At 56.6% G+C, this 1,227-nt stretch carries 1 protein-coding gene; it reads left to right on the top strand.

Annotated features, from left to right (window positions below; all coding sequences use genetic code 11):
* The first annotated feature begins 80 nt into the window (after positions 1 to 80).
* Positions 81 to 1,180 (top strand): IS3 family transposase gene (locus M0654_RS22585; protein WP_248684994.1). Its coding sequence is split into 2 segments (ribosomal slippage): positions 81 to 333 and positions 333 to 1,180, totalling 1,101 coding nucleotides; the frame shifts between segments, so codons are not numbered across the junction.
* Positions 1,181 to 1,227 lie beyond the last annotated feature (47 nt).

Below are 1,227 nucleotides of genomic sequence, written 5' to 3'. Positions count from 1 at the left end.
TGACGTGCACCCAATAAATTGAGCCATCCGGAGCTGGATTTTCCACTTATGATCCCCGTTGGGAAGAAGAGGAGAATTCGATGAAGGCGTCCAAGTTTTCGGAAGCGCAGATCGCGTTCGTGTTGAAGCAGGCAGAAGATGGCACGCCGATCGGGGAGGTCTGCCGCAAGGCGGGAATTTCCGATGCCACGTTTTACAATTGGCGCAAGAAGTATGCGGGCTTGATGCCGTCCGAGATGAAGCGTCTTCGCCAGCTCGAGGAGGAGAACGCCAAGCTGAAGCGGATTGTTGCCGACCTGTCGCTGGACAAGGCCATGCTTCAGGATGTGCTGTCAAAAAAGCTCTAAAGCCTGCCCGCAAGCGTTCGCTTGTCGACAAGGTCCGGTCCGACTGGAACGTATCCACACGCCGGGCCTGTGCTGTTCTGAAGATCGACCGGTCGCTTTATGTCTACAAGTCGAAACGCGGCGAGCAGGCTGAACTGAAGCTGAGGATCAGAGACATTTGCCAGACACGCGTCCGGTATGGATATCGGCGCGTGCATGTCCTGCTCAAGCGGGATGGATGGTCCGTCAATCCGAAGCGAATCTATCGCCTTTACAAGGAGATGAACCTTCAACTGCGCAACAAGGTGCCAAAGCGGCGCGTGAAGGCAAAGCTGCGGTCAGACCGGACCGCCGCGACCCGGTTCAACCATGTCTGGGCCATGGATTTCGTGCATGACCAGTTGGCTACCGGCCGCAAGATCAGGGTACTGACGGTCGTTGATACCTTCTCCCGCTTCTCGCCGGTGGTTGATGCACGGTTCAGCTACAAGGGGGAAGACGTCGTCCAGACCCTGGAACGCACATGCCGCCAGGTTGGCTACCCGGCCGTCATTCGTGTCGACAACGGAAGTGAATTCATCTCTCGCGACCTCGATATGTGGGCCTATCACAAGGGTGTGGTGCTCGACTTTTCCCGGCCAGGCAAGCCGACCGACAACAGCTTCATCGAGAGTTTTAACGGCAAGTTCAGGGCGGAGTGCCTGAACGCACATTGGTTCATGAACCTTGACGACGCACGGGTAAAAATGGAGGATTGGCGCAAAGACTATAACGAGTTCCGGCCACACAGCGCCATCGGCAACAAGGTGCCGATTTCGCTCATGAACGGCTCATCGGCATCACCACCGACCTGAGCCATAACCCCGGAAGATTCCAGCTCACGCTGGCCCAAAATCTGGGA

The organism is Neorhizobium turbinariae (genome assembly GCF_023223505.1).
Lineage (GTDB): Bacteria > Pseudomonadota > Alphaproteobacteria > Rhizobiales > Rhizobiaceae > Neorhizobium > Neorhizobium turbinariae.
This window is presented reverse-complemented; position numbering and strand designations above follow the sequence as displayed.